At 60.3% G+C, this 14,233-nt stretch carries 11 protein-coding genes; 6 read left to right on the forward strand and 5 right to left on the reverse strand.

What is annotated here, in order from left to right; translation table 11 throughout:
- The first annotated feature begins 16 nt into the window (after positions 1 to 16).
- From pcaH to pcaC, 6 genes are all read left to right on the forward strand, one after another.
- Positions 17 to 721: a protocatechuate 3,4-dioxygenase subunit beta gene (gene pcaH / locus HU718_RS07545; RefSeq protein WP_008080089.1), complete on the forward strand. Its 705-nt coding sequence runs from the start codon at positions 17 to 19 to the stop codon at positions 719 to 721.
- Between the two features lies 1 nt (position 722).
- The gene (pcaG, locus tag HU718_RS07550; protein ID WP_150730693.1) at positions 723 to 1,289 is read left to right on the forward strand and encodes a protocatechuate 3,4-dioxygenase subunit alpha; all 567 of its coding nucleotides are present in this window, start codon (positions 723 to 725) and stop codon (positions 1,287 to 1,289) included.
- Positions 1,290 to 1,485: 196 nt separating this feature from the next.
- Positions 1,486 to 2,781: an MFS family transporter gene (locus HU718_RS07555; protein WP_150730691.1), complete on the forward strand. Its 1,296-nt coding sequence runs from the start codon at positions 1,486 to 1,488 to the stop codon at positions 2,779 to 2,781.
- A gap of 46 nt (positions 2,782 to 2,827) precedes the next feature.
- Positions 2,828 to 4,192, forward strand: coding sequence for a 3-carboxy-cis,cis-muconate cycloisomerase (locus HU718_RS07560; RefSeq protein ID WP_150730690.1), 1,365 nt, complete (start codon positions 2,828 to 2,830; stop codon positions 4,190 to 4,192).
- Between the two features lie 12 nt (positions 4,193 to 4,204).
- The gene (gene pcaD / locus HU718_RS07565; RefSeq protein ID WP_186612610.1) at positions 4,205 to 4,993 is read left to right on the forward strand and encodes a 3-oxoadipate enol-lactonase; all 789 of its coding nucleotides are present in this window, start codon (positions 4,205 to 4,207) and stop codon (positions 4,991 to 4,993) included.
- 13 nt (positions 4,994 to 5,006) lie between these two features.
- Entirely contained in the window at positions 5,007 to 5,399 is a 393-nt protein-coding gene (pcaC, locus tag HU718_RS07570) for a 4-carboxymuconolactone decarboxylase (RefSeq protein WP_007917093.1), read from the forward strand.
- A gap of 123 nt (positions 5,400 to 5,522) precedes the next feature.
- Here the strand turns inward: pcaC and HU718_RS07575 are convergent, their stop codons facing one another.
- The 5 genes from HU718_RS07575 to HU718_RS07595 all read right to left on the reverse strand — a co-directional run bounded on the left by HU718_RS07575 (position 5,523) and on the right by HU718_RS07595 (position 14,065).
- Complete coding sequence (locus HU718_RS07575; RefSeq protein ID WP_186612612.1) at positions 5,523 to 6,326, reverse strand: methyltransferase domain-containing protein; 804 nt, start codon at positions 6,324 to 6,326, stop codon at positions 5,523 to 5,525.
- A gap of 293 nt (positions 6,327 to 6,619) precedes the next feature.
- A complete protein-coding gene (locus HU718_RS07580) occupies positions 6,620 to 7,879 on the reverse strand; it encodes an OprD family porin (RefSeq protein ID WP_186612614.1) in 1,260 nt (419 codons plus the stop codon).
- A 418-nt stretch (positions 7,880 to 8,297) separates the two neighbouring features.
- Positions 8,298 to 9,758: an efflux RND transporter outer membrane subunit EmhC gene (gene emhC, locus HU718_RS07585; RefSeq protein ID WP_186612615.1), complete on the reverse strand. Its 1,461-nt coding sequence runs from the start codon at positions 9,756 to 9,758 to the stop codon at positions 8,298 to 8,300.
- On the reverse strand, positions 9,755 to 12,904 hold the full coding sequence (gene emhB, locus HU718_RS07590; RefSeq protein WP_016982808.1) for an efflux RND transporter permease subunit EmhB: 3,150 nt from the start codon (positions 12,902 to 12,904) through the stop codon (positions 9,755 to 9,757). Before emhB ends, emhC begins: the two co-directional genes overlap by 4 nt.
- Before the next feature lie 3 nt (positions 12,905 to 12,907).
- Positions 12,908 to 14,065: an efflux RND transporter periplasmic adaptor subunit gene (locus tag HU718_RS07595; protein WP_102902716.1), complete on the reverse strand. Its 1,158-nt coding sequence runs from the start codon at positions 14,063 to 14,065 to the stop codon at positions 12,908 to 12,910.
- Between the last annotated feature and the right edge of the window lie 168 nt (positions 14,066 to 14,233).

Raw genomic sequence — 14,233 nt, forward strand, 5'->3', positions numbered from 1 at the left:
AACAGAGGAAAGCGACATGTCTGACAAGCCTGGTTACCGTCGTCCGCAGGAAGGCACGCAGCCTGAATACCTGCACCCGACCTATCAATCCACTAACCTGCGCTCGCCGTCGAAACCGTTGGTGTTTCTGCCGCACTCGCTGTCGGAAATCACCGGACCGACCATCGGCGCCGAGCGCGTGGGCGACACCGATAACGACCTGACCGCCCAGCATGAAGGCGAGCCACAGGGCGAACGCATCATCATTCATGGCCGCGTACTCGATGAAAACGGTCTGCCGGTGCCGGGGATTCTGGTGGAAATCTGGCAGGCCAACGCCGCCGGCCGCTACAACCACAAGCGCGACCTGCACGATGCGCCGCTGGACCCGAACTTCACCGGCACCGGCCGCACCGTCACCGATGCCGATGGCTGGTATCAATTCCAGACCATCAAGCCTGGCGCCTACCCGTGGGGCAACCACCACAACGCCTGGCGTCCGGCGCACATCCACTTTTCGCTGTTCGGGCCGAGCATCCTCACCCGTTTGGTCACGCAAATGTATTTCCCGGGCGATCCGTTGCTGGCCTACGACCCGATCTACAACTGCGTGCCGGACACTTCGGCCAAGGAACGCCTGATCGCCAGTTTCGATCTGGAAAAAACCATTCCGTCCTACGCCCTCGGTTATCGCTGGGACATCGTGCTGCGCGGGCGTGAAGCCACGCCGATGGAGAAATAAGATGACGCTGACTGCGACCACGTCCCACACCGTCGGGCCGTACTACCACATCGGCCTGACCTGGCTGAACCGCGAAAACCTCACCGTTGATCAGACTCTTGGCGAGCGTGTGGCGATCACCGGGCAGGTGGTGGATGGCAATGGCGATGTCGTCAACGACGCCATGCTTGAAGTCTGGCAGGCGAATGCCGCCGGCAAGTACGACCACCCGGAAGACGAGCAGGACAAACCGCTCGATCCGCATTTCGAAGGCTTTGGCCGGGTGCCGGTGGATGCAGAAGGGCGCTTCCGCTTCACCACGGTCAAACCGGGTAGCGTAGAGGGCCTGAAAGGCTCGACGCAGGCGCCGCATCTGGTGGTGCTGGTGTTTGCCCGTGGACTGGTCAAGCACTTGCTGACGCGGATCTACTTTGAGGGCGAGCCGGCGAACGTTGATGATCCGTTGCTCGAATGCGTACCGGCGGAACGTCGCAGTACCCTGCTGGCCAAGCAGGACGCCTCGGGTGTTTACCAGTGGAATGTGATTCTGCAGGGCACTGATGCCGAGACGGTGTTCTTCGATTATTAATAGATCACCACCATCCCCTGTGGGAGCGAGCCTGCTCGCGAAAGCGGTGGGTCAGCCAACATCAATGTCGACTGACACTCCCTCTTCGCGAGCAGGCTCGCTCCCACAGGTGAGAACTGTGTTGCTGATGGAACTGTGGAACGGGACTGTTGCAAAGTATGTCTAGACTCTCACTGTCCCTATCGAGTGAAAAACAATGACAACTACCACCTCCCATTACACCGGCGAAGAGCGCAGCAAGCGCATCTTTGCCATTGTCGGCGCCTCATCCGGCAACCTCGTCGAATGGTTCGACTTCTACGTCTATGCCTTCTGCGCGATCTATTTCGCCCCGGCGTTTTTCCCCTCCGACAACCCGACGGTGCAACTGGTCAACACCGCTGGCGTGTTCGCCGCCGGCTTCCTGATGCGCCCGATTGGTGGCTGGATTTTCGGTCGCGTGGCCGACAAGCACGGCCGCAAGAATTCGATGCTCATCTCGATTCTGATGATGTGCTTTGGCTCGTTGCTGATTGCCTGCCTGCCGACGTACAAGGACATCGGCGTCTGGGCGCCAGTCCTGCTGTTGTTCGCCCGCTTGCTGCAAGGCCTGTCGGTCGGTGGCGAGTACGGCACCACCGCGACCTACATGAGCGAAGTTGCACTCAAGGGCCAGCGCGGATTTTTCGCCTCGTTCCAGTACGTGACGTTGATTGGCGGGCAACTGCTGGCGGTGTCGCTGGTAGTGGTCCTGCAGCAATTCCTCACCGAAGAAGACCTGCGCGCCTACGGCTGGCGGATTCCGTTTGTGGTCGGTGCGGTGGCGGCACTGATTTCGCTGTTCCTGCGTCGCAGCTTGAAAGAAACCACCAACAAGGAAACCCGCGCGCACAAAGACGCCGGCAGCATCGCCGCGCTGTTCCGCGATCACAAAGCCGCGTTCATCACCGTGCTCGGTTACACCGCCGGTGGCTCGCTGATTTTCTACACCTTCACCACCTACATGCAGAAGTACCTGGTGAACACCGCCGGCATGCACGCCAAGACCGCCAGCTACATCATGACCGGTGCGTTGTTCCTGTATATGTGCATGCAGCCGCTGTTCGGCATGCTCGCTGACAAGATTGGCCGCCGTAATTCGATGCTCTGGTTCGGCGCACTCGGCACGCTGTTCACCGTGCCGATTCTGTTGAGCCTGAAAAGCGTCAGCAGCCCGTTCCTCGCATTTGTGTTGATCACTGTGGCATTGGCGATTGTCAGTTTCTACACCTCGATCAGTGGCCTGGTGAAAGCCGAAATGTTCCCGCCGGAAGTCCGCGCCCTCGGCGTCGGTCTGGCTTATGCGGTGGCGAACGCGATCTTCGGCGGCTCGGCGGAATTCGTCGCCCTGAGCCTGAAGAACATCGGTATGGAAAACTCCTTCTACTGGTACGTGACGGCGATGATGGCGATCGCCTTCCTGTTCAGCCTGCGCCTGCCGAAACAGGCGGCGTATTTGCACCACGATCTCTAACCCGAAGTGCGCGGGCCGTGATGGCCGGCGCCGGCAAGGACTGTTTATGACTCAGCGACCGGGCAATCAATTGTTCGATGCCTACTTCACTGCCCGCGATATGCGCGAAGTGTTCTGCGATCAGGGCCGCGTGCAGGCGATGCTCGACTTCGAGGCGGCGCTGGCCCGGGCCGAGGCGCGGGTCGGGTTGATTCCTTCTGCGGCTGTCGCACCGATTGCTGCGGCGTGTAACGCGGGGTTGTATGACTTTGCGGCGCTGGGCGAGGCGATTGCCACGGCCGGTAATTCGGCGATTCCGCTGGTCAAGGCGTTGGGCAAGCAGATTGCTGCCCGCGACGCTGAAGCCGAACGTTACGTGCATTTGGGTGCGACCAGTCAGGACGTGATGGATTCCGGGTTGGTGCTGCAATTGCGTCAGGCATTGGTGTTGATCGAAGACGATCTGGCGCAACTGGCTGACTCTCTCGCTGTTCAAGCCCAACGCCATGCTGCAACGCCGCTGGCCGGACGCACCTGGCTGCAACACGCGACGCCGGTCACCCTCGGCATGAAAATCGCCGGATGGCTGGGCGCTGTTACTCGCAGTCGTCAGCGTCTACGCGAACTCAAGCCGCGTTTAATGGTGCTGCAGTTTGGCGGTGCATCCGGGACGCTCGCAGCCTTGGGCGAACAAGCCCTGCCAATTGCCGAAGCACTGGCCGAAGAGCTGCAACTGACCTTGCCGGAACAACCGTGGCACACCCAGCGCGATCGCGTGGTCGAGTTTGGCGCGGTGCTTGGTTTGATCGCCGGCAGCCTCGGCAAATTCGGCCGCGACATCAGCCTGTTGATGCAGACCGAAGCCGCCGAGGTTTTCGAGCCGTCGGCGCCGGGCAAGGGCGGTTCGTCAACCATGCCGCACAAGCGCAATCCGGTCGGCGCGGCGGTGTTGATCGGCGCAGCGATGCGGGTGCCGGGGCTGGTCTCGACGCTGTTCAGCGCGATGCCCCAGGAACACGAACGCAGCCTGGGTCTGTGGCATGCCGAATGGGAAACCTTGCCGGAGATTTGCTGCCTCGTTTCGGGTTCGCTGCAACAGGCTCGGTTACTCGCCGATGGCCTGGAAGTGGATGCCGAGCGCATGGGCCGAAACCTCGAATTGACTCAGGGGCTGGTGTTGGCCGAAGCCGTCAGCATCGTCCTCGCCCAGCGTGTCGGCCGCGACACCGCGCATCATCTGCTTGAACAATGCTGCAAACGCGCGGTGGCCGAGCAGCGCCATTTGCGCGCCGTACTCGGTGACGAACCGCAAGTCACCGCCGAGTTGAGCAGCGCTGAACTCGATCATCTTTTGAACCCCGCCCATTACCTCGGTCAGGCGCAAGTCTGGGTCGAGCGCGCGGTGGCCGAACACAACGCATTGTCTGACTGAAAGGAGAGGGCTGTGGCTTTCGTTCAACTCGCCGATGGCGAACTGCACTATCAAATTGAAGGCCCGGTCGATGCGCCGGTGCTGGTACTGTCCAACTCGCTGGGCACTGATCTGCACATGTGGCACGCGCAGATGCCAGCGTTCACCGAGCACTTTCGCGTGCTGCGTTTCGACACCCGTGGCCATGGCCAATCGCTGGTGACGCCGGGGCCTTACAGCATCGAGCAACTGGGTTATGACGTGCTCGGTTTGCTGGATGCACTGCACATTGAGCGCGCGCATTTCTGCGGATTGTCGATGGGCGGCCTGATCGGCCAGTGGCTGGGCATCAATGCCGGGCATCGTCTGAACAAGCTGGTCGTCTGCAACACCGCAGCTAAAATCGGCGATCCGTCGGTGTGGAACCCACGCATCGAAACCGTGCTGCGCGATGGCGCGGCGGCGATGGTGGCCCTGCGTGATGCTTCGATTGCCCGCTGGTTTACCCCGGACTTTTCGGCTGCTCATCCGGCGGCGGCCAAGCAGATTACCGACATGCTCGCGGCCACCTCGCCACAAGGTTATGCGGCCAACTGCGCGGCGGTGCGTGATGCCGATTTCCGTGAGCAACTGGCGTCGATCAATGTGCCGTTACTGGTGATTGCCGGTACTGAAGATGCGGTGACGCCGCCGTCCGGTGGGCACTTTATTCAGGAACATGTACGCGGTGCCGAATACGCCGAGTTCTATGCGGCGCACCTGTCCAACGTGCAGGCTGGCGCGGATTTCAGTGATCGCGTGTTGGCGTTTCTAAACGCCTGATAAGGGGATTTTCGTGGACGAGAAACAACGTTACGACGAAGGCATGCAAGTGCGCCGCGCGGTGCTCGGTGATGCGCATGTCGATCGCAGCCTGACCACGTTGACCGAGTTCAACTCGGAGTTTCAGGAGATGATCACCCGGCATGCCTGGGGTGATATCTGGACGCGTCCGGGCTTGCCTCGGCATACGCGCAGTTTGATCACTATCGCGATGCTGATCGGCATGAACCGCGAGGGTGAGCTGAAACTGCATCTGCGTGCGGCGGCTAATAATGGTGTGAGCCGGGGCGAGATCAAGGAAGTGATCATGCAGAGTGCAATTTACTGTGGGATTCCTGCGGCGAATGCGACGTTTCATCTGGCCGAATCGGTGTGGGATGAACTGGGTGTTGAATCCCGGGAATAAAGGTTGACCGATCCGACGTCTTCGCGAGCAGGCTCGCTCCCACAGGGAAATGCATTCCAATGTGGGAGCGAGCCTGCTCGCGAAGGGGGCAGACGCCGTTGCGCATCAATCAGCACAACTCACTCAAACCCTGGCAACAATAAATATCCGCTTGAACGCAAACAACGTATGCCCATCCCCCTCCTGCGGATAATGCTCATGCACCCGCATCAGGTAGTGATAAATAAACCGCGTCTGTTCCTCTGGACTCAGCGCCTGCATCACCGGCCGTAGCGCCGAGACCTTCACCCAGTCATACACTGGTGATTTGCCGTCGACTACCTGCAACTGCTCGGTCTCCCAGATATCCAGCGACGAGGTCAGCGGCGCGAGCAACCTGTAGTAATCCTCCAGTGCCAACAACGGCCGCGCCGCCATGCGCTGACGCAGCTCAGGTGTGCCCATCGGCGTGCCGCCGGGGCCGCCGTCTTCGAGGGTGTCGAGCATCAGTCGATACCACAGCGCATCGCGCCAGTCTGGCATGTGCGCCGCGAGACAACCGCCGGGACTCAGATAACCGAGCAGGTGCGGCAGCAGCGTTTCATGGCCCCCGATAAAGTGCAGTACCGCGGCAGCGAGCAGCAGGTCCGCCGGCTGCTCCGGTTGCCATTCGAGCAGATCGCAACACTTCCACTGCGCCCGGATCGGCAGGCAGCGCGCTTCATCGAGCATCTGCGTGGAGCTGTCGACGCCCTGCAACTGCGCGCTCGGCCAGCGTTCGGCCAACAACTGCGTGGCAATGCCGGTGCCGCAGCCGAGGTCGTAAATGCGTTGAGGGTTTTGCAAGTCGACACGGTCGAGCAATTCATTGACCGGGCGTTGCCTGAGACGGAAAAACTGCTGGTACGCCTTGGCGTCCCAGTCGGGTGTTGCGAGACGAGAGATCATTGAGGTGGTCCTCCGGTGATCGTTGGTGTCTTCCGATGACAACCTGGCTCCCAGCTTGAGGACCGACTACGACGACGGAAGCGGAAAGGTGAAGCACCTGATTCCTTCAGGTTTTGTCACTGTACCTGCCGGCCGGCAAAGTGCCACTTCTCCTGACCAATGGCGATAACTGCCTGTAGGAGATCAAATGTGGGAGCGAGCCTGCTCGCGAAGGCGGTGTATCAGTCAACATCTCTGTTGAATGTTAAGCCCTCTTCGCGAGCAGGCTCGCTCCCACAGGGGAATATCAGTGTTTAGAGGAGGCTGATCGGGTAGCTGACGATCAAGCGGTTCTCGTCGAACTCGTTGTTGCTGAAATCCCGGCGCATGGTCGAGTTGCGCCATCTGACGTTGAGATCCTTCAATGCGCCGCTCTGCACGGTGTAGCCCAGTTCCGATTCGCGGCCCCATTCCTTGCCGTCGGTGATCGTCCCGGTGTGCACATTGTCGCCGCTGATATAGCGGTTCATCAGGGTCAGGCCGGGGATGCCCAATGCCACGAAGTTGTAGTCATGGCGCACTTGCCAGGAGCGTTCCTGCGCATTGTCATAACTGGCGTTGTAGCTGTCGTTGGCCAGTGTGCCGCCGCTGGTGCCGTTGACGCGCATCCAGGCGCTGTCGCCGGTGAGTTTCTGCAGGCCGACGTAGAAGGTGTTGCCCCCGTACTTCGCGGAAAACATACCCGACCAGGTTTTGTTGTCGAGGTCTCCAGCACGGGCGCTACCATCGTCCTTGCCATAGAAGAATCCGAGGTTGGCGCCCAGCGTCCAGTCGCCCAGCGGCTGGCTGTGGATCAGGTTGACGTATTGCTGGCTGTAGATGTCTTTGAGTTCGGCATTCCACAGGCCGATCTGTGTGCGTTTTTCGTTGAAAACGTATTCACCGCCCTGGAAGTTGAAGCGATCAGAGGTGAACGCCGCTTTGCCGGTCATCGACATGTCGCTCATGCTGCTGTCGTCGCGCGGGCTGTTGGCGCGGAACTGGCCGCCGTAGAGGGTCAGTCCGTCGATTTCCTTCGAGGTGATCTGCCCGCCTCGGAAGGTTTGCGGCAGCGAGCGGCCGTCGTCCGAACGCAGGATCGGCAACACAGGCATCCACTCGCCGACCTTCACTTCGGTCTGCGAGAGTTTGGCCTTGAAGGCGACGTTGGTGCGGCCGAAGTTATCCGCCGGGCGGCCGTCGTGATCCAGCGGCAGCAACGCCGTGCCGCCGGTGCCTTTACCGCCATCAAGCTTTACCGAATACAGGCCGAGCACGTCCATGCCGAAGCCGACGGTGCCTTGGGTGAAGCCGGATTTTGCGTCGAGGATGAAGCTCTGCGTCCACTCTTCGGCCTTGCCCTGAGCTTTGGTTGGATTGGTGAAATTGCGGTTGATGTAGAAGTTGCGCAGGTTCAGGTTGACCTTGGCCCCTTCGATAAAACCGGCTTCTTCAGCGATAGCGGGCAGCGCCGCGCTGGCTAGAGCCAGGGCGATCAGGCCGGGAAATGCGTAAGGCGCAGGGGAAGCTGTCATGGGCTCGGGTCTCTCTTGTTTTTTTAAGGCGAACGGGTGCGCTGCGGCCGTTTTTTACGGTGCAGAAATGCGATGAATTCAGGGGGTGAAGCGACGGCGATCAGCCGGTCGGAGCAGGGCGCGGGAGCATGGTGTCGAACCTGTTGTTATTGGTTTTGTTGATCGAATGGTGCGGGGGGCGGATGTTCTGATTCAATTGGGAAAAGCGGGTTTTGGGCGATTATCGAACGCAAGATTAAGTCGGATTTTATGGTGTCTGTGAGGGCCTCTTCGCGAGCAGGCTCGCTCCCACATTTGGAATGCGATCCCCTGTGGGAGCGAGCCTGCTCGCGAAGGGGTCAGCCCAGAAAAAACAACTTTCTGACAGGCAACAAAAAGCCCACCAATCGGTGGGCTTCCTGTTTTCACCTGATGATGATCAGAACAACTTCATCTTCGGTGCTTCTTCTTTCAGCGGTTCGTTCTGCGCGGTCTGCGCATTCCAGCCACCGCCCAACGCCTTGTACAGGTTGACCGCACTGGTCAGCTGCGCGAGGCGGTCGGTGATCAGCGCTTGTTGCGCGCTGAACAGCTGACGCTGGGCATCGAGGAAGGTCAGGTTGCTGTCGACACCGATGCGGTAGCGACGTTCGGCCAGACGGTAGTAATCCTGGTTGGCCTGCACGAAGTCACGCTGCGCTTGCAACTGCTCGGTGTAGGTCTGGCGGGCGGCCAGGCCGTCGGCGACTTCCTGGAAGGCCGTTTGAATGGACTTCTCGTAGTTCGCCACGCCAATGTCCTTCTGGATCTTGGCGTAGTCGAGGCTGGCGCGCAGGCTGCCGGCGTTGAAGATCGGCAGGTTGATCTGCGGCTGGAACAGCCACGTTCCCGAACCACCCTTGAACAGGCCGGACAGATCCGGGCTCAGGCTGCCCGCGTTGGCGGTCAGGCTGATGCTCGGGAAGAACGCTGCACGGGCGGCGCCGATGTTGGCGTTGGCCGCTTTCAGGTTGTATTCCGCTTGCAGGATGTCCGGACGACGTTGCAGCAGATCCGAAGGCAGACCCGGCGGTACGTCGCTGAGCAGGTCATCCGCCAGCGGTTTGGCCGCTTGCAGATTGGCCGGAATACCGGTGCCGAGCAGCAGAGTCAGGCTGTTTTCGTCCTGCGCGACCTGGCGGGTGTAACGCGCCAGTTGTGCACGAGCGTTTTCCACCGAGGTGCGCGACTGCGCCAGGTCCAATGCCGAAGCGACACCGACTTCGTTGCTGCGGCTGGTCAGCTTGTAGCTTTCTTCGAAGGCACCGAGGGTGTCTTGGGTCAGCTTGAGCAGCTCCTTGTCCGCTTGCCAGGTCAGGTAAGCATTGGCGACGCTGGCGACCAGACTGATCTGGGTGCTGCGGCGTGCTTCTTCAGTGGCGAAGTATTGTTGCAACGCTTGTTCGCTCAGGCTGCGAACGCGACCGAACAGGTCGAGTTCGTAAGCGCTGATGCCGACGGTGGCGGAGTAGGAGCTGGTGATGCTCGACTCACCGGTCTGCGAGGCACGGGCCGGAACCCGCTGACGGCTGCCGCTGGCATTGGCCGAGACCGCCGGGAACAGGTCAGCACGCTGGATGCGGTATTGAGCCGCGTAAGCGTCGATGTTCAGCGCCGCGACACGCAGGTCGCGGTTGTTTTCCAGGGACACCTGGATCAGCTGTTGCAGCGCCGGATCATGGAAAAACTGCTTCCAGCCCTGCTCGGCAGCGGCCTGCGCCGGAGCCTGGGCCGGCGAGTACGCCGGCCCCTGCGGGAACTGGCCTGCGACCGGAGCCTCAGGCTGCTGATAGTCAGGTATCAGCGAGCAACCGCTCAGCACGAAGGCGGCGACTGCGATGGAGAGTAGCGACTTGCTCATTGGCCAGCCTCTTTAGGAGTTTCAGTCGCTTCATCCTCGTCAGCGATCTTACGCTGGCCGATGGACGAAACCGTAACGAAGAACAGTGGGACCCAGAAGATCGCCAGGATCGTGGCCGTGAGCATACCGCCAATCACGCCGGTACCGATCGCATGTTGACTGCCTGAACCTGCGCCAGTGGAGATCGCCAACGGTACAACACCGAGGACGAAGGCCAGCGAGGTCATGATGATCGGGCGCAGACGCATGCGGCAGGCTTCGATCGCCGCATCACGCAGGCTGCGTCCCTGTTCATGCAGTTCCTTGGCGAATTCGACGATCAGAATGGCGTTTTTAGCCGCCAGACCGATGGTCGTCAACAGGCCCACCTGGAAGTAAACGTCGTTGGACAGACCGCGCAGGCTGGTGGCCAGCAGCGCACCGATGATCCCCAGTGGCACCACGAGCATAACCGCGATCGGAATCGACCAGCTCTCGTACAACGCCGCCAGACACAGGAACACCATCAGCAGCGACAGAGCGTACAGCGCGGGCGCTTGCGAACCCGACAGACGTTCCTCATAGGACAGACCGGTCCAGGAGATACCGACACCCGCCGGCAGCTTCTTGGCAATCGCTTCGACTTCGGCCATCGCTTCACCGGTGGAATAACCCGGCGCTGGCGAACCGAGCACTTCCATCGCTTCTACGCCGTTGTAACGGGCCAGCTTCGGCGAACCGTAGATCCACTCGCCTTTGGCGAACGCGGAGAACGGCACCATGGTCCCGGCGTTGTTGCGCACGTACCATTTCTTCAAGTCTTCAGGGCTCATGCGAGCACCGGCCTGACCTTGCACGTAAACCTTCTTCACACGACCACGGTCGATGAAGTCGTTGACGTAGCTACTACCGAAGGAGATCGACAGCGTGCTGTTGATGTCGGTGAGGCTCAAGCCAAGGGCCTGGGCTTTCTCGTCGTCGATTTCCAGGTGGTATTGCGGTTCATCGTTCAGGCCGTTCGGACGCACCTGATAGAGCACCTTGCTCTGAGCGGCGAGGCCGAGGAACTGGTTACGCGCTTCCATCAGCTTTTCGTGCCCGATACCGGCGCGGTCCTGCAGGAACACGTCGAAACCGGTGGCGTTACCCAACTCCAGTACCGCAGGCGGGGCGAAAGCGAACACCATGGCATCGCGGAAACTGAAGAAGTGTTGCTGGGCACGTTGGGCCAGGGCAAACACGCTGTTGTCCGAGTTACGCTCGTCCCACGGCTTGAGCATGATGAACGCCAGGCCAGAGCTCTGACCGCGACCGGCGAAGTTGAAGCCGTTCACGGTGAACACCGAGGACACCGCGCCTGCTTCTTTATCCAGCAGGTAGCTGCGCATTTCGTCGATCACCACCTGAGTACGCTCGGCACTCGAACCGGCCGGGGTCTGCACCTGGGCGAACAGTACGCCTTGGTCTTCTTCCGGCAGGAACGCGGTTGGAATGCGGGTAAACAGCCAGATCATGCCGACCACGATCAGCAGATAAGCCAGCAGGTACGGCGCTTTGCGCGACAGCATGTTGCCGACACCGCGCTCGTAGCTCTGCACACCACGGTCGAAATTGCGGTTGAACCAGCCAAAGAAACCCTTCTTCGGCGTGCCATGCTCGCCTTTCGGAATCGCCTTGAGCATGGTGGCGCACAGCGCCGGGGTGAAGATCAGCGCAACCAGAACCGACAGGGCCATGGCCGAAACGATGGTGATCGAGAACTGCTTGTAGATCACACCGGTGGAACCGCTGAAGAACGCCATCGGCAACAGTACCGCCGACAGCACCAGCGCGATACCGACCAGTGCGCCCTGGATCTGGCCCATGGACTTCTTGGTCGCTTCCTTCGGTGACAAGCCTTCTTCGCTCATCACCCGCTCGACGTTTTCCACCACCACGATGGCGTCGTCCACCAGCAAACCGATGGCCAGCACCATGCCGAACATGGTCAGGGTGTTGATGCTGAAACCGAACGCCGCGAGGATGCCGAATGTACCCAGCAATACCACCGGCACAGTCATCGTGGTGATGACGGTGGCGCGGAAGTTCTGCAGGAACAGGAACATCACCAGGAACACCAGCACGATCGCTTCGACCAGGGTTTCAACCACACCTTTGATCGACTCGGTCACCACCGGGGTGGTGTCGTACGGGAACACCACTTCCATGCCTTGCGGGAAGAACGGCTTGAGGTCGTCAATCGTCTTGCGCAGCGCCTTGGCGGTGTCGAGGGCGTTGGCACCGTTGGCCAGTTTTACCGCCAGACCAGAAGCCGGGCTGCCGTTGAACTGCGCGGAAATGCTCGAGTTCTCACCGCCCAGACCGACGTCAGCGACGTCGCCGACACGCACTTGCGAGCCGTCCTGGTTAACCTTCAGCAGAATCGCCTTGAACTGCTCGGCAGTCTGCAGACGGGTCTTGCCGATGATCGTCGCGTTCAACTGCTGGCCCGGCAACGCCGGCAAACCGCCGAGCTGACCGGAAGACACCTGGACGTTCTGTGCCGAGATCGCGGTGCTGACATCGCCCGGGGTCAGGTTGTACTTGTTCAACTTGGCCGGGTCGAGCCAGATGCGCATCGCGTATTGGGCACCGAAGACCTGGAAGTCACCGACACCGGCGGTCCGCGAAATCGGGTCCTGCATGTTCGACACGATGTAGTTGGACAAGTCGTCCTTGGTCATGCTGCCGTCACGCGATACCACGCCGATCACCAAGAGGAAGTTTTTCACTGCCTTGGTCACGCGGATACCTTGTTGCTGCACTTCCTGCGGCAACAGCGGGGTCGCGAGGTTCAGCTTGTTCTGAACCTGCACCTGCGCGGTGTCGGAGTTGGTGCCTTGTTCGAAGGTCGCGGTGATGGTCATGCTGCCGTCGGAGTTACTTTCCGAGGACACATAACGCAGGTTGTCGATACCGTTGAGCTGCTGCTCGATCACCTGGACCACGGTGTCCTGCACGGTTTGCGCCGAAGCGCCCGGGTAGGTCACGGAGATCGCAATGGCCGGCGGCGCAATGCTCGGGTACTGGTTGATCGGCAATTTCAGGATCGAAAGTGCCCCGACCAGCATGATCACCAGGGCAATTACCCAGGCGAAAATCGGACGGTCGATGAAGAATTTTGACATGGATTACTCCCCTTTGCCGCCGGCGGCTTTGTCAGCTGCCTGAGCGGGGGCCGGGTTCTTGTTGCCGACATTGGTGGCTTCGGACGGGTTGACCTGAACACCCGGGCGCACGTACTGCAGCCCTTCGGTGATCAGACGATCGCCCGCTTTCAAGCCGTCTTCGATCAGCCACTGGCTGCCAACGGTGCGGCTGGCCTTGAGCTGACGCAGTTCGACCTTGTTGTCGGCGCCGACGACCAGTGCGGTCGGGGTGCCTTTGAGGTCGCGGGTCACGCCTTGTTGCGGCGCCAGAATGGCCGCAGCGTTGACGCCGGCCTGCAACTGGGCGCGGACGAACATGCCCGGCAGCAGGGTGTGATCCGGGTTCGGGAACACCGCGCGCAGGGTTACGGAACCGGTAGTCGGGTCGACCGTGACTTCGGAGAATTCCAGCTTACCGTCGAGCTTGTACTGGCTGCCGTCTTCCAGGGTCAGTTTGACTGCTGCCGAGTTTTCACCGGATTTTTGCAGACGACCGCTTTCCAGCTCGCGGCGCAATTCCAGCAGTTCAACCGAAGACTGGGTGACGTCGACGTAGATCGGATCGAGTTGCTGGATCGTCGCCATTGCGTCGGTCTGGCCGTTGCTGACCAATGCACCTTCGGTGACCGATGAACGGCCGATACGCCCGGAGATCGGCGCGTAAACCTTGGTGTAACGCACGTTGATCTGCGCGCTCTGCAACGACGCTTCCGATTCCATGCGGTTGGACACGGCGGTGTCGTATTCCTGACGGCTTACGGCCTGCTCGTCGACCAGTTGCTTGTAGCGATCGGAGATCGACTTGGTCGAACGCAGGTTGGCTTCGGCGCTTTTCAGGGTCGCTTCATAGACCGACGGATCGATCTGATACAGCTGCTGGCCGGCTTTGACATCGCCGCCTTCCTTGAACAGACGCTTGAGAATGATGCCGTTGACCTGCGGTCGAACTTCCGCAACACGGAACGCACTGGTGCGACCTGGCAGCTCGGAGGTGAGGGTAAACGCTTGTGGTTGTAGGGTGACGACGCCGACCTGAGGCGGTGGAGCGGCCGGTGCCGCTTCTTCCTTTTTACATCCGCTGAGCAGCGATGCCAGGGCGACGGCAGTGACCAGAGCGGTAACAGCTGGCTTGAATTGCATGAAGATCCTCGGGTCAGGCGCGCAAAGAGCGCACAAGAAGTGTGTAAGGGTAAAAAAAGGATACCGGGTGGATAAGTAGCTTGCTAAGGAATATACTTACGTTCATGGTTGTTTGTAAATACCTTGGCGTCGTATCCATCCTGTTACAAAACACGTCGCAAGGTTTGA

Origin of the sequence: Pseudomonas tensinigenes, from assembly GCF_014268445.2 — a bacterium.
Taxonomy (GTDB): Bacteria; Pseudomonadota; Gammaproteobacteria; order Pseudomonadales; family Pseudomonadaceae; genus Aquipseudomonas; species Aquipseudomonas tensinigenes.

Bases quoted from the DNA above. Each gene is read 5' to 3' on its own strand.
- pcaH (WP_008080089.1), top strand. From the start codon at position 17: ATGTCTGACAAGCCTGGTTACCGTCGTCCGCAGGAAGGCACGCAGCCT.
- pcaG (WP_150730693.1), top strand. From the start codon at position 723: ATGACGCTGACTGCGACCACGTCCCACACCGTCGGGCCGTACTACCAC.
- HU718_RS07555 (WP_150730691.1), top strand. From the start codon at position 1,486: ATGACAACTACCACCTCCCATTACACCGGCGAAGAGCGCAGCAAGCGC.
- HU718_RS07560 (WP_150730690.1), top strand. From the start codon at position 2,828: ATGACTCAGCGACCGGGCAATCAATTGTTCGATGCCTACTTCACTGCC.
- HU718_RS07575 (WP_186612612.1), bottom strand. From the start codon at position 6,326: ATGATCTCTCGTCTCGCAACACCCGACTGGGACGCCAAGGCGTACCAG.
- HU718_RS07580 (WP_186612614.1), bottom strand. From the start codon at position 7,879: ATGACAGCTTCCCCTGCGCCTTACGCATTTCCCGGCCTGATCGCCCTG.
- emhC (WP_186612615.1), bottom strand. From the start codon at position 9,758: ATGAGCAAGTCGCTACTCTCCATCGCAGTCGCCGCCTTCGTGCTGAGC.
- emhB (WP_016982808.1), bottom strand. From the start codon at position 12,904: ATGTCAAAATTCTTCATCGACCGTCCGATTTTCGCCTGGGTAATTGCC.
- HU718_RS07595 (WP_102902716.1), bottom strand. From the start codon at position 14,065: ATGCAATTCAAGCCAGCTGTTACCGCTCTGGTCACTGCCGTCGCCCTG.